The sequence below is a fragment of the Anatilimnocola floriformis genome (assembly GCF_024256385.1).
In the GTDB taxonomy this organism is placed as follows: Bacteria; Planctomycetota; Planctomycetia; order Pirellulales; family Pirellulaceae; genus Anatilimnocola; species Anatilimnocola floriformis.
In genome coordinates, this window is sequence record NZ_JAMLFW010000002.1 from 451,657 (window position 1) to 472,765 (window position 21,109).

Sequence of the window (21,109 nt, forward strand, 5' to 3'; positions counted from 1 at the left end):
AACGGTTGTAAAGCATCCCCGGTTGTAGAGCCAACGGTCGCCAAAAGAGGCGAAAACAAGCTCAAAACCGGATTTGGCGGGGTAGCTCAGTTGGTTAGAGCAACGGCTTCATAAGCCGTGTGTCGGCGGTTCAAGTCCGCTCCCCGCTACTCTAAAATCTGCGTATTCGCAGCGATAAATCGCCGTGTTTTGCACGGCGTTTTTCGTTTCTTGACTTTGCCCCGGCCGTGCCGGATGCTGGAGTTGTCCCGCTGCTGGCCTTCCACTTTCTTATCTCACCGCCGAGCCGATTCATGTTGTATCGATTGCCCGTTTTATGCTGCGGCTTGCTGGCCGTGGCGGCGATGTTGCGCTGCAGCTCGGCCGAAAATTGGCCGCAGTGGCGGGGACCGGCGGGAACCGGCCAATCGCCCGAACGGCAGATCGCTATCGTCTGGCATGAAGACCGCGGCCTGTTTTGGAAGACGCCGTTGCCCGAATGGGGCACTAGCACGCCGGCCATTTGGGGCGAGGCGATTTTTCTGACCAGCCACACGTCGGAGGGCAAGCTTCTGCTGCTGCGACTCGACAAAGAGACCGGCAAGATTCTCTGGCAGCAAGAAGTGGGAACCGGCGATGCCGTGCGCGAGGCGCCGAAACGCTCGACGCAGAAGTTTCATCAGCTGCACAACCTAGCCAGTCCGTCGCCGGTGACCGATGGCAAGACCGTGGTCGCGCACTTCGGCAACGGCGATCTCGCGGCCTACGATTTCGACGGCAAGCAACTCTGGAAACGAAACCTGCAGGAAGAGCACGGCAACTATTCGATCTGGTGGGGACACTCCAACAGCCCGGTCATTTTCAAAGACACCGTCATCAGCGTCTGCATGCAGGACTCGCTCGCCGATCTGCAAGACGAGCCGGTGAAGAGCTACATCGTCGCGCACGACCTGCTCACCGGTCGGCAGAAATGGCTCACCCCGCGCATGACCAAAGCCGCCGCCGAGCAGTGCGATGCCTACACTACGCCCATCCTCTGCGATTATCGCGGCCATCTGCAATTGATCGTGATGGGTGGCAATCAACTCGATGCCTACAACCCCGCCGACGGCAAGCAACTTTGGTTCCTGCCGAATCTGATCGGAGGCCGCACCGTAACTGGGCCCACCGTGCAAGGCGACTTCATCTATGTCACGCGCGGCATGCGCGGGCCGATGCTCGCGGTGCAGCCGCGCAACACGGGCGAGAACGATTTCAAAAGCATCGCCTGGGATTACAAAGAAGGAACGCCCGACACCTGCTCGCCGGTCGTCTGGAACGAACTCCTCTTCGCCGTTGCCGACGACGGCATCGCCCGTTGCATCCACGCGCCGTCGGGCAATCTCCGCTGGAAGGAACGCCTCAAAGGAAAATACAAAGCCTCGCCGATCGCGGTCGACGGTCGCATTTTCTTTTTGAATACCGAAGGTCTTTGCACCGTCGTCTCGGCTCAAGCTCGCTTCGATAAACTCGTCGAGAACAAGCTCGATGATGAAACGCTCGCCTCGCCCGCTGTGAGCGACGGCCGAGTTTATATCCGCGGGAAACAGTTTTTGTATTGCATTGGGAAGAAGTGAGCTGCGGTTGGGAGAGAGGGAGAGGGGGCGATTGGGTGATGGGGAAGGTTGTTTGTTTTCTAACGGCGCTGCTTGTCGGTAGTGCGAATTTACTGGCAGCTGACGGCCACTCTTGGTACGTCGCTCCGGCGGGTGACGACACGGCTGCTGGTGATCTCGAGCATCCATTCGCTTCGATCACTCGCGCGCAGAAGTCTGCAGCCGCAGGCGATACCGTTTATCTCCGCGGTGGCACTTACAAACCAACCGATGCCGACGTTGTGCAGACTCGCGGCATTTTTGCCCACCTTTTCGTGCTCGATAAGAGCGGCGAGCGCGACAAGCCGATTACTTATTCCGCCTATCGCGAAGAACGGCCGGTGTTCGATTGCTCTTCGGTGAAGCCGGAGGGGAAACGCGTTTCGATCTTTTATGTCAGCGGCAATTGGCTACGGCTGATTGGCATCGAAATCACCGGCGCGCAGGTCACGATCAAAACGCATACGCAGTCGATCTGCATCGAGAGCCAGGGGAATCACAACATCTTCGAGCGGCTCGCGCTGCACGACGGCCAGGCCATTGGCGTTTATCACGTGCGTGGTTCGGACAATCTGTTCCTCAATTGCGACGCCTGGAATAACCGGGACTACACTTCCGAGGATGGCAAAGGCGGCAACGTCGACGGCTTTGGTGGACATCCGAGCAAGGGGAGCACCGGCAATGTCTTTCGCGGCTGTCGCGCTTGGTACAACAGCGACGACGGCTACGACTGCATCAATGCTCACGAGAGTGTGACGTTCGAGAATTGCTGGGCGATGGGGAACGGCTTGTCGCCGATGAAGGAATCGCTCGCCGATGGCAACGGTTTTAAGGCGGGCGGCTATGGTTCGACGCCAGCCGAGCGAGTGCCCAATCCGCTTCCGCGGCATGTGGTGCGGTTCTGCATCGCAGTTGGAAACAAGAACAGCGGCTTCTATGCCAATCATCATCTGGGCGGCTGCGATTGGTTGAACAACAGCGCCTTTCGCAACGGCGCGAACTTCAACATGCTCGGTCGCCTTGCCGACAATCGCACCGATATCGACGGCGTGGGTCACGTGCTGCGCAACAACCTCAGCTACGGCGGCCGCCGCGATCTCGCGCGCATGAACGCCGAGAAGTGTACGGCGGAGAACAACTCCTTTACGCTCGAGACCAAGCTGACCGACAAAAACTTCCTCTCGCTCGATACGACAGAACTCTTCCAACCTCGCGGCAAAGACGGTTCGCTGCCGGACATCAATTGCCTGCGCCCCGCCGCGAAGATTTCCTTCGGCGCACTCCCAGCCCGCGAAAAGTAGCTGAATTCGTCAGAATTCAGATGATGGCCTCCAGCAAGAGCCTCTGAATCCCAGCGAGTTCAGCTACTTTGCAACCATCATCTATGGCAGTAACCTGATAACTCCTCTTCTCTCTTGCAGGAGTCAGCAGCATGTCGGAATTTCTTTCTCGTCGTCAATGGTTGAGTTCTGCCGCGGTTGTTAGCGCTGCCGCGGGCCTTACTTCGCAAGTGGGCAACGTCGCCGCGCAAGATCCCAATCGCGCGCCAGCCAAAGCCGTCACCAAGGGGAACATCAAGCAGTCGGTTGTCTTTTGGTGCTTCAACGCCATGGGCGATAAGTGGGACATCGACACGACCTGCAAACACGCCAAGGCGCTCGGTTGCGTCTCGGTCGAACTCGGCTCGACCGACAATTGGCCGACGATCAAGAAGAACGGCCTCGTCTGCGCGATCGCTTCGAACAACATGCCCGGCGCGCCCTTCATGCGAGGCTTCAACAATCCGGCCTATCACGACGAAGTAATCGCCCGCACCACCGAAGTCATCGACAAGTGCGCCGAGTTCGGCTTTCCCTCGGTCATCGCCTTTACTGGCTTCAAATACCGCAAAGCCGAAGATCCGCAGAGCGGCGAGATCAGCCTCGACGAAGGCTTCGACAACTGCGTGAAGGGTTTCAAGAAGATCATCGGCCATGCGGAAAAGAAGAAGGTCAACATTTGCCTCGAGCATCTCAACAGCCGCGACGGCTCGCACCCGATGAAGGGTCACCCGGGCTATCAGGGTGACGACGTCGACTACTGCGCAAAGATCATCCGTGCGGTCGGCAGCGAACGAATGAAGCTGCTGTTCGACATCTATCACGTGCAGATCATGAACGGCGATGTCATCCGCCGCATCGACGAACTGAAAGACGTCATCGGCCACGTCCACACGGCCGGCAACCCAGGCCGCGGCGAGCTCGACGACAATCAAGAAATCAACTACCCGCCGATCATGCGCAAGCTGATCGAGGTCGGTTATCAAGGCTACGTCGGCCAGGAGTTCATCCCCACCCGCGATCCCCTCACCAGCCTGACTCAGGCGGTAAAACTCTGCGACGTTTGATGTGTAGTCCTCACGCTCCGCGTGGGGTCGCTGCAACGAAAATTTTTTGTAACCCGCGGCGTCAGCCAGGGATTGTGTGAACGAACGCATTCCAGCCAAAGTGGTGCTGCGACAAATGCAAAGCGAATAGTCTGCAGAAGTACTTCACAACCCGCGGCGTAACTCGGCTTACGCCATGGGTTGATAAGCAGGGCTACTTCGAGGTCGGCTTCGCGTCGAGCAACTTCTTCAGCGCGGCTTCGATAGCGTGGGCGTTCTTCGGGCCGCTGCCGACGCGGGCCAGTTGAATCTTCCCTTGCTGGTCGATGAGCACGACGTGCGGGATGCCATTCACCCCGTAGTATTCGGCCATGCTCTTGCCATCCTGAATCGCAAAGCGGTGCTTCAGGTTGTGGGACTCGGCAAACTTCACGAGCATGGCTTGCTCGTCTTCGTGCGAGACTTCTTCCTTCGAGCCCTGGGCCTTCTTAGCTTCTTCGTTCCACTTGAACTTGTAGTAATTCGTCAAGCCGACGATCACCAGGCCCTTGTCGCCATATTCGGCTTGCCATTCGCGCAGGTGCGGGAAGGTGGCGATGCAAGGACCGCACCAGACGGCCCAGAAGTCGAGCAGCACGACTTTGCCCTTGAGGTCGCCGTCGGTCAGCGGCGCGCCGTTGACCCAGGCTTCGACCGCGAGCGGGGCCGCGTCTTTGCCAACCATCGCGTCGAGCTTTTTGGTGGTGGCGATCATTCGTTCCAAGGAAGTGAAGACGCGAGCGCTGCCGTCGATCTCTTTCATGACGGCTTCGTCCGTGGCGATTTCGCGGGCCTTGGCCAGGCGATCCTTGGCGTCGGCGAGCTTGGCTTCAGCTTTGGCGACGTCATCCGAAAGTTCGGCGATCGCGCCCTGCACCTTGCTGAGGTACTTGCTTACGACACTTTCGCCGTCGGGCTTGGTGGCCAGGTCTTTTTCCAAGTCGGCGAGCGACAGCTTGGCGATCTCGATTCGCTTCTTGAAAAACGGCACCGAGTTCTTGATGCGCGTAACAATTTCCTTGGCGTCGTCGCTCGTGGGTTCGATGCTCAACACGACTTTTTCGAATTCGGCGAGCGCACTTTCAGCGGCCGGAATATTGTCGTCGAGCAGCTCGTTGATGCGACTGAACTCGGCGCTCGCGTACTTGTTCCAGGTCTCGGCATTGCCGGCATCGGCTTTCACCGCGGCGGCATCGATTTTTTCTTCCGCCGACCAGGCGGGACTGGCGAGCGCGACGAGCAATGCAAACAGCATCCATGAACGGAACATTTGAGAGTCTCCAGGCAAACGGAACTTGAGGCGAGTTGAAACATGCACTTCACCGAGGCGAGGTCGGTGGGGGCAGGTTTATTTGATGGCGTTGTTGCTGGTGCAGAATCATTTCACCACCGGGTAAACTCGATGGGTTCTGTTTCGCGCCGCAACTTATTTCTCGGCAGGCTTGTCTTCGGCCGATTTTTCCGCAAACAGTTTCTTCAGCACTTCATCGACGGCTTTGGCGTTGGGTTCGCCGCTGCCGACCTTGATGAGTTGGACTTTGTTTTGCTGATCGATGACGACAATCTGGGGAATGCCGCGCACGCGGTAGAACTCGTTGAGTTCGTTGTTCTCTTGCACGGCAAAACGGTGCTTGAGTTGATGCGACTCGGCGAACTTGACGAGCATCTCGGCTTCGGCTTCGGGCGAGACATCTTCGTCGGACTTCATCGGTTTTTTACTGGCTTCGTCCCAGGCAAAGTTATAGTTCTTCGTCACGCCGATGATCACGAGGCCTTTGTCGCTGTACTTTTCGTGCCATTCGCGGAGGTGCGGAAAGGTGGCGATGCAGGGACCGCACCAGACAGCCCAAAAGTCGAGGATGATGACTTTGCCTTTGAGCTCCTCTTCGCTCAGCGGCTTGCCGTTGACCCAAGCGTCGATGTGCAGCGGCGCAGCCGGCTGACCGACGAGATCCGATTGCTCACGGCCGGCGATGATGGCTTGATCGATGGCCGCCAGACTCTTCACGACGTTATCGATGGCGGCCTTCGAGGCTTCTTGCTTGGCCGATTCCTTCACTTTTTCTAGTGTGGCTTTCACAGCCTTCAGTTGTTCGGCAGCTTTTTTCACGTCCGACATCGCCAGAGGAAACAGCTCGGTGCTGAGCTTCCGCTGATAGTTGATGACAGCTTTTGGATCGTCCGGGTTGGCAATCAACTGCTGTTCGATATCGGCGAAGGGAATCTGATTGAAGGCGAGCGCCTTGTGGAGCGAGGCAAACGTTCCTTTCATGCGGTCGACATGTTTGATCGCGACGTCATTCGTCGGCGGATGAGCGGCGACGAGAGCTTCGACATCGGCGAGTGTTTTCTCGGCCGACTTAGGATCGGCGTCGATCAGGAACTGAATGATCTGATACTGCTCGCTCCAATAATTGTCCCAAGCCTTGGTGTTGTTGGGATCGGCGGCCACGACTTCGCGGGGCGTCTTCCCCAGTGGGGCGTCACCTTCCTCTTGGGCGAACGCAAAGGCAGGAATCAACAGGACCGCAGCCAGCGACAGTGCGCGAAACATGAAATAAACTCCGCCGGGACGAGCAAACCACGAACAAGCCGAACCGTTGGCTGTCATTAGAGACCGCACGGGACAAAATCACAATCGTTAGTGATTCGAGGCGGCGGAAAGTTCAACGGCGGGATGGAGGCGGGAGACGAGGGGGCGAGAGGCGGGAGGAAAGCAGGCACGTTTTAGTTAGAAGTCGGATGAACCGGCGGGATTTGGGTGGCGCACGGAATTTGGTATCCTCGCTGCATGAGCACTGAATCTGAAAATTTGCCGCTAACGCGAAGTCTGGAACTGATGTCGGTCGGCGATACCGGGCTGCTGGTCGTCGATATGCAGGGAAAGCTGCTGACGATGATTGCCGGGCATGAGCGGGTGACTTGGAACTGCCGGCGGCTGGTCGACGGGGCGAAGCTGCTCGGCATTCCGGTGGCCGGGACGGAGCAGTATCCGCAAGGGTTGGGGCCGACGACGCCGGTGCTCGCCGAACGCATTGGGCCGATGCCGGCGAAGAAGCTATTTAGCTCGCGCGAGTGCGCCGAGATTTTTTACGGCTGGCGCGATGCGGGCATTTATAAGGTGCTGGTCTGCGGCATCGAAGCCCATGTGTGTGTGCAGCAGACGGTGCTCGATTTACTCAGCGAGGGCTTTCGCGTCTATCTCGCCGTCGATGCGATCGGCTCCCGCGGCGTGCTCGATGCCGAGGTTGCCGTGCGGCGGATGGATGCCAGCGGCGCGACCATCACCACCACCGAAGCGGCTCTCTTCGAGTGGTGTGAAACGGCGGCCAATCCGCAGTTCAAGGCGATCAGCGGATTGGTGAAAGAATCGGCGCCTGCTTGAGAGAGGACGCCTACCTAAGTAGGACGGACCATTGGTCCGTCCGGGTGCGGGTACACACGCCAAATTTCATCAGTTCGCTGCCCTTAGACGGACCAATGGTCCGTCCTACGGCGACAACGAGTAATTACTTGACGTGAACAGGCGCTGCCAGGTCCGAGATCGAAAAGCTGGTCTGATCAACGGGCGGCGTGGGAACCTGAATCGGCGTGGTCGTGGCAGGTGCGGCAGGAACCGGAGCAGGCGCACACTGCGTGCAAGGAGCACCAGCGGCAGCGCACTTTGCACAAGGAATGACGCGGCAGACCTTCACCGGCACCCGTTGGACCACCGGCTCCGGCACGCACTTCGTCGTGCATTCTTCGCTGACGACGATTTCCTTTTTGATCAGCACCTTCTTGTAGCGGGCACAGCATTCACATTCCTTGCATTGCTCGCAGCAGGTGTCGTGCTTCAGCGGGCAAGAGAGCTTGTGTACGCAATAGGGAACTTCCTTGCATTCGTAGACGGTCTTCTTCTTTTGCTTTTTGTCAGGATGCAACTTGCAGACGTGTGTGACGACGTCTTGGTAGACGATTTCCTCGACCACCTGGCAATGAGGGCAGCCGCAGTGATGGCCTGGGAACATTTCAGCCGCCGAGACGTAGACTGCTGCGATTGAGGCGAGCAGGCAGACGGCGGTGATGAGGCGATGGGAAGTAGACATGGACATAAGATGATCCTTGCGGATTTGATTTTGGTTCTTGTGTGGTTGGGTCCTGTTGCAGGTTGGCCCCTCACCCCGGCCCTCTCTCCTGAGTACAGGAGAGAGGGAGTAAGGAAAGAAGAGGAGCCTGCGGCGATTAAAAGTCGTGCGCGAGACGCATGCCGAAGCCTTGGATCAAGCCATCGCCGGTGTTGCCCGGCAGCGGAGCGTCGCGGTGCGTGGCCATGTAGTTCCACTGCACCTTCATGTTTGGATTCAGGAACCAGTTGAGACCGACCGTGACGTTGTGCAGCACGCCACCGTTGAGGCCGGCGTCGTTCAGGTCAAGGTAGTTGTAACGAGCACCGATCTGCCAGGCACCGCGGCCGAAGCAGTTGCAGCCCGAGCTATCCTTCACGAGGAAGAAGTTTTCGGCCGGTTTGACGCGTTCGAAGAAGCCGGTCTTCTTGCTGTAACTGTCGCTTTCGCCGGTGAGGAAGTAGAGGCACTGCACATAACCACCGTGATAGACGGCAGTGTTACCAAGCGGATCGAGCGGGTTGAGGCGAGCGTCTTGCAAAGCGTTGACCAGGTATTCGGCTTGCATGGTGAACGAGCCGTTGACCATCACGAGTTCGGCGTTGGCCGTTTGTTCGTCATCGCCGAAGAGAGTGATGTTCGCGGGGGTCGGCCAGTTGGCCGAGAGACCGGTGCGGATCGCATCACGAGTACGGAATTGATGCGAGCGGAGATCGGTCGTCGAACCAGCGCCAACGTTGGTGCTGGTCGCTGTCGCCTGACGGAGCGAGCCACCAATGTGCAGCAGCTGGCGGCCATCGTCTTCGTACCACATCAAATAGGTCATGCGTCCGGTGAGCGAATAATCGCCGTCGCCGGTGTTGAATGCAAAAACATTGTTCGTCGGCTTAAAGACACCGATGTTATAGGTGCCGATTTCGTCTTCGCCATAAGTTCCGAGGCAGGTAATGCCCGGTTGAAAGCCGTTGAACAGACCACCGTAGAACGTGTCTTGGTTGTACGAACGTTCCATGAAGGGTTGAAATCGGCTGCTCACCATGTGCTCGAAGCCGATCGCCTCTTTTTGATTGCCGATCTTGATGTTCTGGACGAACGGCAGTTCTTTGATCTGCCACCACAGGTCGGTGGGAGCAGTCACCGTGCGGGCCGTGCCGGCGAAGGCAGCGGAGTTGACGAAGTCATACTCGGCGGCCCAATCGATCACTTCATACATCGTGCCGTCGATGCGGAGACGAGCACGGCGCACATCCACGCCATCGCCATACACGTTGCCGAGGCCTGGAGTCGGGGTGTTGATGCCGCCCACCTGGTTATAGACGTTTGGGTCGACATTAAACCAACCGGCGTCGAACTGTGTTCGGCCACCGATGTGAACGCGGAAGTCTTTGTTCTTGGTCGCGAATTCGAGACCGTTATTCCAGCTTCCCGTCATCTTCAGATCGGAGCCGACTTCGTGCCCCTTATCGGCAGCGGCGGCTGCTTCGGCGGCCATCGCCTCGAGGTTGGCCGAGTGGACCGACATGTACTCTTCGACGATCGAGCGCAACTGTTCGTTGTTCACTGGCGGCGCACCGATCTCGGGCGCGAAGTTATACGGCGCAGGCGTTGCTACCGGATACTGTGGCCGTTGTTGTTGCTGTTGTTGAACAGCCGATCGCAACTCAGCGTTTTGCGCTTCGAGCGCGTCGAGCCGCGCCTTGAGCGCAGAGAGTTCCGATTCTGGAACTTGTCCCCAGGCAGGGGCTGCCATGGCGATCCCCGCGCACATGGCTAAGAACAAGACAATCCGTTTCATTTGTCACCCGCCAAAAATTCAGTTTGTACCGGTCCTACCGCACATGAGGGCGGTAGCGGTGCTAACGAATCTTTCGGAGGTATTGGTTTTCCTACCTAATTGTTAAGATTGTGAGGAAAACAAATTGTGCAGCTTGCCTGGCTTCAACAAGAAACGCCGTCAGCCAACCTCGCCGAAACAGCGCTAGTTGGTGACGATGCTGGCAACCGATGGTATTCGCTGCAATGACAGCGGCGAGCCGGCGAGCGAATCGTTGCGAAGTGTCGGGGCCTGCTTCTTAGTAATTGAATTGAAACTGGCAGCGAAGGATCTCGCCTTCGAATTGTTGATACGAGCGGACATTCGCCTGGCTGAAGGCCGTCGTGTTGGTGCGGTCGGTGATGGTGTAGCCGACGGTCAGTTCCATGTGCTTGTCGATCTGCCATTCGAGGCCGAGTTCGACTTCATCGACAAAGCTGTAAGGCGCGTTGCGCTCTGGCTTGTAGCCACCCTTGAAGTAGTTGTAGCGAGCGAACGGAATGAACGTGCCGTGGCAGTAGCTGTCGTACTTGTAGAAGAGCTGGGCATAGCCGCCCTGCAACGGCCGCACGATGACTTGCGTTTGGGCATCATTGAGCGCGGGACCTTCGCCCCAGTTCCATTCGGTTTGAAAACCAATCGGCTGCGGATACCAAATGAACGAGGTTGCCATCCGCTTGTCGAGCAGACCGTCGCGATTGTCATTGAGCGTGCCGGTTGGAGTAACGGCTGGGCCGACACCGAGCGGGCTGATGGCGGAGCCCAGCACGGTATACATGCCGGTGTAGCCCTGAATGCCGACTTCCATTCGCTGACCGTTGTCGAAGACATGCGGCAGCGTGAGCCGCGCGACGAAGTGCAGGTTGTCGTTCTGCTCTAAGAACGACCCACCTTGGCCGTTATAAAAACCGCAGCCAAAGACACCGTAGTTGCCCGAGCCCTTCAGTCCCTGGTCGATCACTTCTTTGAAAAACTGCTGAGCCGGTTCTGGCGTCCAGTAATAAAACACGCCGAGATCCCGTTCGTTTCGAACGGCGCTGTTGAGCGCGTCGTTACGATCGAGCGCCACGCGGTTCATACTCGATTGCATGTTCTCCCAGCCATACGGCACCTTCGATTGGCCGACGCGAAAGCGATGGACCTTCGTCGTGTCGACGTAACAATCGGCGTACCAGTCGCGGATCTGCACGAACTGATTGGCGTCGGTGCTGCCTGGCGGATTTGAAGCAAAATCGGGCTGCAGATAAACGTAGGTGTGCTCCCCGACATCGCCCGAGAGAATGACGCGGGCTCGGCGAATGAGAAAACTCTGGTTTTCGCCGATCGAGCGATCGCCCACGTACTGCGCCGGCGCGCTGCCGGGATCTTCGTGCGTCACTTCATTGATGCGGATCTGAGCGTAGCCGCGAATGCTGAGCTTGTCGTACCACTTCTTTTCCTTGGGCTTGTCGTCCTTCTTTTTCTCCTCCGGCTTGAGCGCGTCATTGAGCATCGTTTCGGCGGAGTAGAACGAAGCGTCGTAGTTGTTCGGCGCTGGACTCGTTCCTTCGGGAGTAAACTGCTGCGTTTGCATGTGTTGCAGCGCGGCTTCGGCACGTTCCAGGCGTGCCAGGATTTGCTCCATCGATGGCCCGGGTGCCGCCGTTTGATAAGGGTCGTACGGCTGCTGAGCTTGGGCAACGGTGCTGACCAACAACGACAACGCCACGCTCGTGAGAGCTAGCAGGATAGCGCGCATGAATACCACGATTACAAGACTGTAAGGTTGCTTGTTTGAATGGACGGTTTAATCGTCACGGTCGATTTAACGACTACAACCCCAAGGGCCTCTTCATCCACTATTAACAATCCGCCGCTGCGCGCTCATTCGGCGGGTGGAAGTCGCGGCGTGCTAGCGAAAATTGCTCACGCCTGGCCAGCAGATCAAGCAGCCAGCTTGGCTGAAGTGTTCAACGCTTAGTAGTTGAACTGAAACTGAAACCGCGCGATCTGACCTTGGAACTGACCGTAAGAGAGGTCGTTCGCCGCGCTCATAGCTACGGTGTTGGTGCGGTCGGTGAAGACATACATGCCGACCAATTCCATCTGCTTGTTGATCTGCCACTCGACGCCGAAGTCGTATTCATCGATCGACGCATACGGCGCATTGCGCTCTTCTTTGTAGCCACCGCGATACGTCGCGTAGCGCGCGAATGGAAAGAACGTGCCATGGCAAGGGCTGTCGTACTTATACATGCACATCACGTAACCGCCGTGCAGCGAACGGACGACAACTTGTGTTTGCGTGTCGTTCAGCGCCGGACCTTCGCCGACATTCCATTCGGCTTGAATGCCGAAAGGCTGTGGATACCAGACGAACGTGCCACAGACTCGCTTGTCGAGCAAGCCGGCCTGGTTGCCGGTCTCGAGCGTGCCGAGCGGTCGCACTGCCGGACCGATGCCCAGCGGACTGATCGGTGATGACAGGACCGTGAACATACCGGTGTAGCCCTGCACGCTGAGTTCCATTAGCTGGTTGTTCTCGAACGTGAAGGGAAGCGTCAGCCGAGCGCCAAAATGGAGATTGTCGTTTTGCTCCAGCAGCGAGCCACCTTGGCCGTTGTAAAAGCCGCAACCGAAGACGCCGTAATTTCCCGAACCCTTCAGGCCCCAGTCGAGCGCGTTCTGAAAAAACTCCTGCGCGTATTCCGGCGTCCAGTAATAAAACACGCCGAGGTCCCGTTCGTTGCGCACCGAGCTATTGATCGCATCCGAGCGATCGAGCGGAATGCGATTGCTGCTCGATTGCATGTTCTCCCAACCGTAGGGCAACTTCTGCTGACCGACGCGAATGCGATGGACCTTCGTGGTATCGATGTAGCAATCGGCCCACCAATCGCGAATCACGGCGAAGTAAGTCGCGTCGGTGCTCCCTGGCGGCGTGTTCGCAAAATCGGCTTGCACCAGCACGGCCATGTGATCCGACACATCGCCCGAAATCGCGAGCCGAGCACGGCGAATCAAAAAGCCTTGGTTGTCGCCCACCGAGCGATCGCCCACGTGTTGCGGCGGCGCCGAGCCCGGTTCGAGATGCGTGACATCGTTGTAGCGAACCTGCGCGTAACCACGCAGGCTCAGCTTTTCGTACCACTTCTTTTCATGCTCCGTCTCCGGTTCGTCATCTGGTTCGGACGTCGGCGACAGCTGTTGCTTTTGAATAACTAAGAGGGCGTTTTCGGCTCGTTCTAACCGGGCCAACACTTGTTCCAGCGACTGGTCCGCTGCGGGCGGAACTGGTTCGTCTTGGGCAGGCAAGTTGCTAGCAAAACAGATTGTCGCTAGCAGCAACCAAGCTGAGAAAGAGAAACGCCTCATCAAAAGTAGAATGCATGCGAGATAACAAGCCGGCCCGTGGCCGCGATCTTCATCGTCAAAGTTTGCGCTATCGCTACATATACATTGTTAAGATCTTCACAATTCTCCAGCTTCCCAATTTCGGCGACAGTCTGTCGCTAGCAAAATTCCTCTTCGCGCTTCTGGGCCAATTCGGTAAATACACGCACCCGCATTTCTTTCCGCATCTGTTTTTCGCGCGTGAATGGCTGCACCCATGGACCTGTCCGTCATTGTTCCGATTCACAATGAGCTTGAGAACATTCCCGTCCTGCACGAGCGCGTCACCACGGCGCTCGCGCCGCTGGGGCTCGATTTCGAACTGGTGCTCGTCGACGACGGCTCGAAAGACGGCAGCACGCAGCTGCTGCGCGAGTTATCGGAACAAGATAAACGCGTCCGCGTGATTGAGCTGCGCCGCAACTTCGGCCAGAGCGCTGCCATGCTCGCCGGCATTCGCGAGAGCAGCGGCAATTATGTGGTGACGATGGACGGCGACCTGCAGAACGACCCGACCGATATTCCGCGAATGATTGCCAAGCTGGGCGAAGGTTATGACTTGGTGCACGGCTGGCGACGAGATCGGAAAGATCGTTGGCTCGATCGCAAATTGCCGTCGCTGCTGGCGAACAAACTGATCTCGAACGTGACGAAGTTCACCGTGCATGATCTCGGTTGCACGCTGAAAGCGTTTCGCCGCGAAGTGGCCGTGGAACTCGAACTTTACGGCGAAATGCATCGCTTCATTCCGATTCTCGCCGACATGCGCGGCGCGAAGTGCTTTGAAATGGAAGTGCAACATCATCCGCGGATCTTCGGCAAAACCAAATACGGCATCGATCGGACGCTCCGCGTGCTGCTCGATCTGATCACGGTTGCCTATCTGAAGCGGTATGCGGCGAGCCCGATGAAATTGTTTGGTCGCTGGGCGCTCCTTTGCTGCGTGATTTCGATCGCGATGATCACCACCACGGCTCTGCATGCCGTGTTGACGCAAACGATGAGTGCGCCGCTGCTGGTCGGCAGCATTTTGGTCACTGGCCTGGCAGCCCAGTTCTTTGCCTTTGGGTGGGTGGCCGAAGTGGCATCGCGGATTTACTTCGCGGGGCGTGAAGAATCGGTCTACGCCGTCCGGCATCGCTGGGATCAGCGGGCTACTGCAGCACAGCAAACAGCAGCCAAGTCGGGCATTTGGCGGAAGGCGGGCTAAGCATGAGCATTTTGATCACCGGCGCCGCGGGTTTCTTCGGCAGTCATTTGATTCCGCTGCTACTTGAAACGAGCGATGATCGCCTCATCTGCCTCGATAACTTCAACGACAGCTATTCGCCCGAGCGTAAGTGGGCCAACCTTGCGCCGTTCAGCGATCAGCCGCGCGTGAAGATCGTGGCCGGCGACATTCGCGATGTGCAATTGCTGCGCAATACGTTCGAGCGCAACCAGGTCACGCAAGTCATTCATCTCGCCGCGCACGCCGGTGTTCGCCGCAGCGTCGACGAGCCGATGGAATACACCGACAACAATGTGAACGGCACCACGGCAGTGCTGGAGCAATGCCGCAAACAGCCGCTCGAGCGCGTGGTAATCGCTTCGTCGTCGACCGTGTATGGCAAGCAAGCCACCGTGCCGTTTGTCGAAGACGCGCCGCTCGGCACGCCGGCGAGTCCCTATGGCGCCACGAAGCGGGCCACCGAGTTGCTTGCGCAGACTTATCACGAGTTGCATGGCGTACCTGCCGTTTGCATTCGGCCGTTCAGCGCCATCGGTCCGCGCTTGCGTCCCGATCTGGGCATGAGCATCTTCGCTCGCACCATGCTCGCCGGTGAACCGCTGCCGCTTCTCGGCGATGGCTCGGTTCGTCGCGACTTCACGCATGTGCATGACATTTGCGTCGGCATTGCCTCGGCCCTCACGGCAGATAATGTGGTCGGCGAGTGCATCAACCTCGGCCACGATCAGCCCTGGACGATTCGCGAGTTGATCAACCTGCTCGAGCGCGAGCTCGGGTGTCAGGCGAAGATCAAACACCTGCCGCCGAATGCTGCCGATCTGCCGGCCACCTGCGCCGACCTGACGAAGGCCCGCCGGCTCCTTAATTACGAACCGCGGATCGATCTGGCCCAAGCCGTGCGCGAGTTCGCCGTGTGGTTCCGGCAAGAAGGAGTGTTTGCCCAGCGGTCGTCCAGTTCTTCCGCGCCAGCCGACATTCTTCCCTTTCGCGCTCCGCGTACCGATAAAACGCCTCGCCGCCGAGCTGCGTAACCCACTGCATAGGATCAGCATTGGTTGATCACATGCCTCGTTAGATCATCTTTTCCGCGACATTCTGTCGCGATGCCGCCAATTGGTCGCGTGATCGCTACAAAAGCCCCGTTTCGCGGCCAAATCGCTGTGAATTCGCGGTGAATTCCAGCGAATTCGTGGACATTTTCCCCCTCCGTATTCATAGTGAATCCGGCATTCGCGCAATCCCACAAACCAGCCGCGAAAACAGTCTTACGCACACGAACAGAACACAGAAGGAAGCCTCTCCATGTCATCCACCAAACGTCGCGCTGCCACGGCGCGCCGCCAGACGACCCGCCGTCAATTTTTGCAACTCGAACAGCTCGAAGAACGGTCGGTTCTCGCGGGGAACGTCACCATCATGGAGGCTGGCGGCATTGTGACGATGTTGGGTGACAATGCAGACAACCAAGTCACCGTCACGCTGAGCGGCACGAATGGCGCGGTGATCACGGGCCAAAATGGAACGACCATCACCAACGGCCTGACCGGCGCGAAGGGGAGCACCCAGAATGTCGCCAACTTCGCGACCTTCTTGAACGTGAATATGCTGGGCGGCAACGACTCGCTGACGTTCAACGGTTCGACCACGCAGCAGCTGCGAGTATCGAGCGCCAGCCTGATCAACTTGGGCGAAGGGAACGATACCCTGCGCTTCAACAACTTCTCGGCCGCGGGCGGCTTGATTGTGTACGGCGGCGGCGGCGACGACACCGTGGAAGGTTTGAAGAGCACCGACTCGACCGTCAACGGTGGTCTACGGGTGAACGGCGTCACGGTGCTGAACCTGGGCAACGGCAACGACAACCTCACGCTTCGCAACTCGGCGTTCAACAAGTCGTTCGTGGCCGATGGCGGCCTGGGGAACGACAAGTTCGATTTCACGAACAACGAGTTCCGCAATTTCACCAGCATCTCGGGTAGCCTCGGGAACGACTCGTTCAACAACTCCGGCAACACCTACACCCTGCCGCCGTTCGTCACCGGCATGGAAACCACCACGACGGCTCAGCCGCCAGTCGCAGTGGCCGACAGCGCGACGGTCGCCGAAGGCGGCAGCACTGTTATCAATGTGCTCACTAACGACACCGCTCCGGTCGGCAGCACGATTGTGCCGGGTAGCGTCGCCATCGTCACTCAACCGACTCGCGGCACGGTCAGCGTGAATACCACGACCGGCGCCATCACCTACACTCACAACGGCAGCGAGACCACCAGCGACTCGTTCACCTACCGCGTGACGGCTGCCAATGGCGCTGTGTCGGCTCCGGCTACGGTCAGTCTCACGGTGACTCCGGTCAACGATGCTCCGGTTGCTGTCGCCGATGCCTACACGGTCAACGAAGGTTCGACCACCACGTTGAACCTGGCTCAGAACGACACCGACGTCGACAGCCAACTGAACCTCGCCTCGATCGTCATCACGCAACAGCCGACCAACGGCACCGTGACCGTGAACAACGATGGCACGGTAACGTATGTCGCCAATGTCGGCACCGCGACCAGCGATTCGTTCCAATACACCATCGCCGATCAAGGCGTGGCTCCCAACGGCGGCGCTGTTTCGCAGCCAGCCACGGTCACGATCACGCTGACCCAGGTCGCCAACGCTCCGACGATCAGCGCGATCGACGACCTCACCACCAACGAAGATACCGCCACTGCCGCGATTCCCTTCACGGTGGGTGATGCCGAAACGCCGGTTGCCAATCTGACGGTCACCGCTGTCTCGGACAACGCCACCCTCGTGCCGAACAACGCCGCTAACATCACGCTCGGCGGTAGCGGCAGCGCTCGGACGATTGTGATCACTCCCGCCGCCAATCAATCCGGCACGGCCACCATCACCGTGACGGTAACCGATGGCGACAATCAAACGGCCACGGAAACCTTCGTCGTGACGGTCGCGCCGATCAACGATGCTCCGACCATCACCGGTGCTGCCGACATCACCACGCTGGAAGACACTGCCACGGCTGCCCAGACGATCACGGTTGGCGACATCGAAACCGCTGCTGCTGATCTGACGGTGTCGGCTACCTCAAGCGATGTCAACGTCGTCGCCAACAACGGTATCGCGATCACCGGCAGTGGCGCAACTCGTCAAGTCGTGGTCACTCCCGTCGCCAACGCCTTCGGCACGTCGACCATCACGCTGACTGTTTCCGACGGCACCACAACCTCGCAACAGACGTTTGTCGTGACGGTGACTTCGGTCAACGATGCGCCGACGCTCGCCGCGATCGATCCAGTGACCGTTGCAGTTGGCACGCCGATCGATCCGGTTAACTTGAGCTACAGCGATGTCGAAACGCTGGCCAGCGACCTGGTCTTTTCGGCCACTTCAGACAACACCGATCTGATCACCAATGCTGGCTTGCAATTTGTTGGCAGTGGCGCGACTCGCTCCCTGCAGATCACCCCTGAAGCAGGCGTGACTGGCTCGGCCAATATCACGGTTCGCGTTACGGACGCTGCCGGTGACTTCACCGAGCAGATCTTCACCGTCGTGATCGACTCACCGCCGACGATTAGCGCGATTGCCGATCAAACGGTGACCGGCACTTCCGTGGGCCCGCTCCCCTTCACCATCGGTGACACGCAAACCGCTACCGCCGATCTGACGGTGTCGGCCACCTCGTCGAACACCGATCTCGTCCCTGTCGCGAACATTGTCTTCGGCGGTTCGGAAGCGAATCGCGCAGTGACGGTGACCCCCGTGTCGGGCGTCACTGGCACTTCGACGATCACTGTCACGGTCACCGACGCGAGCGGTTTGACGGCCTCGGAAACGTTCCTGGTCACCGTCCAAGCGGCCAACACGCTGCCGACAATCACTCCCGATCCGATCGCTGACATCAACGTCGACGAAGATGCCCCGATTGCTTCGTTCGTGATCACGGTGAATGACGCGGAGACGGCGGGGAGTGCTTTGGATGTGAGTGCCACGAGCAGCAACACCGCGCTGATTCCGAATAGTGGGATCTCGATCAGCACCACCGGCAACGATCGTACGGTATCGATCACTCCTACTCCCGATGCTTTCGGCACTGCGATCATCACCATCGAAGTGGATGACGGTAACGGCGGCATCACGTCGCGTTCGTTCACCGTGAACATCGCGTCGGTCAACGATGCCCCGGTTGCCGGTTCCACGACCGTCACAGTTTTGGAAGGAAGCACGACGGTGATCGATCTGGGTGCGCTCTCCAGCGACGTCGACAGCGCGCTGAATACTGCCAGTGGCATCGTCGTCACGCCTTCGGCGACTTCGCACGGCACGTTGAACCTCAACGGTGACGGCACGGTGACCTACGTTCACGACGGTAGCGAAACGACCAGCGATTCGTTCACCTACACGATCGCCGACATTCAAGGAAACGTGTCAGCTCCCGCGACGGTGAACATCACCATCACCCCCGTCAACGATGCCCCCGTCGCCGGTGATGACGAGAATGTCGTTTCGTTCGTCGTTGGTTCGTCGATCCCGGTCGCCGTCAGCGGCAATGTGCTGACGAATGACACTGATGTCGACACCGCTCACGCGTTGCTCGCAGTGTCTGCTCAGCAGTCGGGTACGGTCGGCCAAGAGGTCCAGCTGACCTACGGCGACTTGACCATCAACAGCGACGGCTCGTACACCTACACCGTCGATCCAGCCTTGGTGGACCAGATCGTGACCGACGTCGATGAAGTGTTCAGCTACACGGTTTCGGATGGCGATCTGACCGATATCGCCACCCTCACGATTCACCTGCAATTCGTCACGGCCTAGTAAAGACTGCTGGCAGACCGAATAATCGCTACGATTCGCAAACTTGCGTACTCGCAGCAACCATTCGCGGGCCGGAGTTTCTTAAGTGGAACTCCGGCCTTTTTTATGCGCGCATTGCAACTTGCTGTCAGCGCACTCGCGAGTTAGAAGTGAGTCATGCCAACTCATCACTTCACGCAGCCGCTGCGCGGCATTGTTCCTCCGGTCGTCACTCCACTCACCGGGCGCGACCGGCTTGATCGGGACGCGCTCGCGCACTTAGTTGAAAGGATGATCGACGGCGGCGTGGCCGGGCTATTTGTACTCGGCACGACCGGTGAAGCGCCGGCGCTCGATTATCGCTTGCGCTACGAACTAGTCGAAGCAGCTGCAGAACTAATCGCGGGCCGCGTGCCGCTGTTGGTCGGCGTGACCGATCCATCGCTGACGGAATCGCTCGATCTGGCCCGTCACTCTTCCGAATGCGGCGCTGCTGCCATCGTCGCCGCGCCGCCGTATTACTTTCCGCTGCAGCAGCGCGACCTGGTTCGTTACTTCACACTGCTCGCCGATGAATCGCCGCTGCCGGTGTTTCTCTACAACATGCCGGCCTGCGTAAAGATCGACATCAGCCTGGAAACGATCGCCACGTGTACTCGCCACGCCAACATCTGCGGCGTGAAAGACAGCGGCGGCAACCTCGATTATTTCAAACAGCTGCTGACGCTCCGCGAGCAACGTCGCGACTGGACCTTTCTCATCGGCCCCGAACACCTGCTCGCCGAAAGCGTGCTCCTCGGCGGCGACGGCGGCGTGAACGGCGGCGCCAATCTGCATCCCTGCCTCTTCGTCGATTGGTTCGCCGCAGCCGTCGCCCGCGACCTGCCTCGCATCGCCGCCCTCCGCGAGCAAGTTCAACTCCTCGGCCAGATCTACCGCCAGGCGGATGAGTTCATGGCCGTCGTCCGTGGACTGAAGTGCGCGCTATCGATTGCCGGCCTCTGTTCCGATCAACTGTGCGAACCAGTCACCGCCTGCGATGCGACAACTCGCTCGCGGATTGCTGCGATCGTCGAGCAGTTGGGGCTGCTACCCGCAGAAAGTCCTCTCGCCTTAATGCACCGCGGCGAAGCCTGACGCAGTCCACACTCTTCGCCACCGTAGCAGTCTTGAGCCCGCGCGGTGGAATATATAACAGGTTTTTGAATTTCGCGCGATTCCGACAAGCTATTGGCAGGCAACGCCTTACGGCAAAACAAGGCCGTTATATCGCCCCCAGCCTATAACCTTTTTATAACCAGCGACGATCTTTCGCACGCGATTCAATCGATCGCGCCGCAGTGCTCCCTTCAACACCGATCGGCTCCTCTCAGCGCGCACCGGTAGCGCCGCGACAACTGTCGCTTTCAAAAAACATCAACCAAAGTGACAAAGATCACGCGTCAATTAAATACGCATGTAGTGACAACTTAGGTCAGAGATACGCACTGAATGTGACCCTTCACGCTGTCGCTGATTTTGGGAGGGCGAGGCTCCCGCCGAGCCGCGCCGGTCGAAAGCAGTCGCTAGCGGCCTTCGCAATTCCACCTCGGCGGCTCGGCAGGAGCCTCGCCCTCCCGTCGCTCACTCACGCGTCGGGCTTCCTGTTCGTTGCTGCGCAACGAAATCAAAATGCCGGGCGCAGCGAGGTAGAGGTAGCCCGACGCGTAAGCGAGGAAGAAGCGGGTACAACCGTGCCAGTGTGAATGGACCAAAAAATCT

14 protein-coding genes and 1 tRNA gene are annotated in these 21,109 nt (G+C 58.5%); 9 read left to right on the forward strand and 6 right to left on the reverse strand.

Annotation, left to right across the window (positions count from 1 at the left end; translation table 11 throughout):
• Nucleotides 1–75: 75 nt before the first annotated feature.
• The 4 genes from M9Q49_RS26530 to M9Q49_RS26545 all read left to right on the forward strand — a co-directional run bounded on the left by M9Q49_RS26530 (nucleotide 76) and on the right by M9Q49_RS26545 (nucleotide 3,999).
• A tRNA-Met gene (locus tag M9Q49_RS26530) sits at nucleotides 76–149 on the forward strand.
• A gap of 144 nt (nucleotides 150–293) precedes the next feature.
• Nucleotides 294–1,595 carry an outer membrane protein assembly factor BamB family protein gene (locus M9Q49_RS26535; RefSeq protein ID WP_254512316.1) on the forward strand — a complete coding sequence of 434 codons (1,302 nt, stop codon included), beginning with the start codon at nucleotides 294–296 and terminating at the stop codon, nucleotides 1,593–1,595.
• A 38-nt stretch (nucleotides 1,596–1,633) separates the two neighbouring features.
• Nucleotides 1,634–2,914 carry a right-handed parallel beta-helix repeat-containing protein gene (locus M9Q49_RS26540; protein ID WP_254512317.1) on the forward strand — a complete coding sequence of 427 codons (1,281 nt, stop codon included), beginning with the start codon at nucleotides 1,634–1,636 and terminating at the stop codon, nucleotides 2,912–2,914.
• A 131-nt stretch (nucleotides 2,915–3,045) separates the two neighbouring features.
• A complete protein-coding gene (locus M9Q49_RS26545; protein ID WP_254512318.1) occupies nucleotides 3,046–3,999 on the forward strand; it encodes a TIM barrel protein in 954 nt (317 codons plus the stop codon).
• 193 nt (nucleotides 4,000–4,192) lie between these two features.
• Here M9Q49_RS26545 and M9Q49_RS26550 read toward each other — a convergent pair whose 3' ends face one another.
• Both M9Q49_RS26550 and M9Q49_RS26555 read right to left on the reverse strand, forming a co-directional pair.
• On the reverse strand, nucleotides 4,193–5,287 hold the full coding sequence (locus tag M9Q49_RS26550; RefSeq protein ID WP_254512319.1) for a TlpA family protein disulfide reductase: 1,095 nt from the start codon (nucleotides 5,285–5,287) through the stop codon (nucleotides 4,193–4,195).
• Nucleotides 5,288–5,443: 156 nt separating this feature from the next.
• Nucleotides 5,444–6,571 (reverse strand): TlpA family protein disulfide reductase, encoded by a 1,128-nt coding sequence (locus M9Q49_RS26555; protein WP_254512320.1) that lies wholly within the window; start codon nucleotides 6,569–6,571, stop codon nucleotides 5,444–5,446.
• Between the two features lie 237 nt (nucleotides 6,572–6,808).
• Here M9Q49_RS26555 and M9Q49_RS26560 point away from each other — a divergent pair, with 237 nt between their 5' ends.
• A complete protein-coding gene (locus M9Q49_RS26560; protein WP_254512321.1) occupies nucleotides 6,809–7,402 on the forward strand; it encodes an isochorismatase family protein in 594 nt (197 codons plus the stop codon).
• A gap of 124 nt (nucleotides 7,403–7,526) precedes the next feature.
• On the opposite strand, the gene M9Q49_RS26565 is transcribed toward M9Q49_RS26560, so the two are convergent.
• The 4 genes from M9Q49_RS26565 to M9Q49_RS26580 all read right to left on the reverse strand — a co-directional run bounded on the left by M9Q49_RS26565 (nucleotide 7,527) and on the right by M9Q49_RS26580 (nucleotide 13,230).
• On the reverse strand, nucleotides 7,527–8,105 hold the full coding sequence (locus tag M9Q49_RS26565; RefSeq protein WP_254512322.1) for a hypothetical protein: 579 nt from the start codon (nucleotides 8,103–8,105) through the stop codon (nucleotides 7,527–7,529).
• A 136-nt stretch (nucleotides 8,106–8,241) separates the two neighbouring features.
• On the reverse strand, nucleotides 8,242–9,918 hold the full coding sequence (locus tag M9Q49_RS26570) for an OprO/OprP family phosphate-selective porin (protein ID WP_254512323.1): 1,677 nt from the start codon (nucleotides 9,916–9,918) through the stop codon (nucleotides 8,242–8,244).
• Nucleotides 9,919–10,195: 277 nt separating this feature from the next.
• Nucleotides 10,196–11,674 carry a porin gene (locus tag M9Q49_RS26575; protein ID WP_254512324.1) on the reverse strand — a complete coding sequence of 493 codons (1,479 nt, stop codon included), beginning with the start codon at nucleotides 11,672–11,674 and terminating at the stop codon, nucleotides 10,196–10,198.
• Nucleotides 11,675–11,892: 218 nt separating this feature from the next.
• Nucleotides 11,893–13,230: a porin gene (locus tag M9Q49_RS26580; RefSeq protein ID WP_254512325.1), complete on the reverse strand. Its 1,338-nt coding sequence runs from the start codon at nucleotides 13,228–13,230 to the stop codon at nucleotides 11,893–11,895.
• Nucleotides 13,231–13,525: 295 nt separating this feature from the next.
• Here M9Q49_RS26580 and M9Q49_RS26585 point away from each other — a divergent pair, with 295 nt between their 5' ends.
• The 4 genes from M9Q49_RS26585 (at nucleotide 13,526) to M9Q49_RS26600 (ending at nucleotide 20,485) form a co-directional block, all read left to right on the forward strand.
• On the forward strand, nucleotides 13,526–14,518 hold the full coding sequence (locus M9Q49_RS26585) for a glycosyltransferase family 2 protein (RefSeq protein ID WP_254512326.1): 993 nt from the start codon (nucleotides 13,526–13,528) through the stop codon (nucleotides 14,516–14,518).
• 2 nt (nucleotides 14,519–14,520) lie between these two features.
• Nucleotides 14,521–15,570 (forward strand): GDP-mannose 4,6-dehydratase, encoded by a 1,050-nt coding sequence (locus tag M9Q49_RS26590; protein ID WP_254512327.1) that lies wholly within the window; start codon nucleotides 14,521–14,523, stop codon nucleotides 15,568–15,570.
• Nucleotides 15,571–15,841: 271 nt separating this feature from the next.
• Nucleotides 15,842–19,369 (forward strand): beta strand repeat-containing protein, encoded by a 3,528-nt coding sequence (locus tag M9Q49_RS26595; protein ID WP_254512328.1) that lies wholly within the window; start codon nucleotides 15,842–15,844, stop codon nucleotides 19,367–19,369.
• A 156-nt stretch (nucleotides 19,370–19,525) separates the two neighbouring features.
• Complete coding sequence (locus tag M9Q49_RS26600) at nucleotides 19,526–20,485, forward strand: dihydrodipicolinate synthase family protein (RefSeq protein WP_254512329.1); 960 nt, start codon at nucleotides 19,526–19,528, stop codon at nucleotides 20,483–20,485.
• Nucleotides 20,486–21,109: the final 624 nt, after the last annotated feature.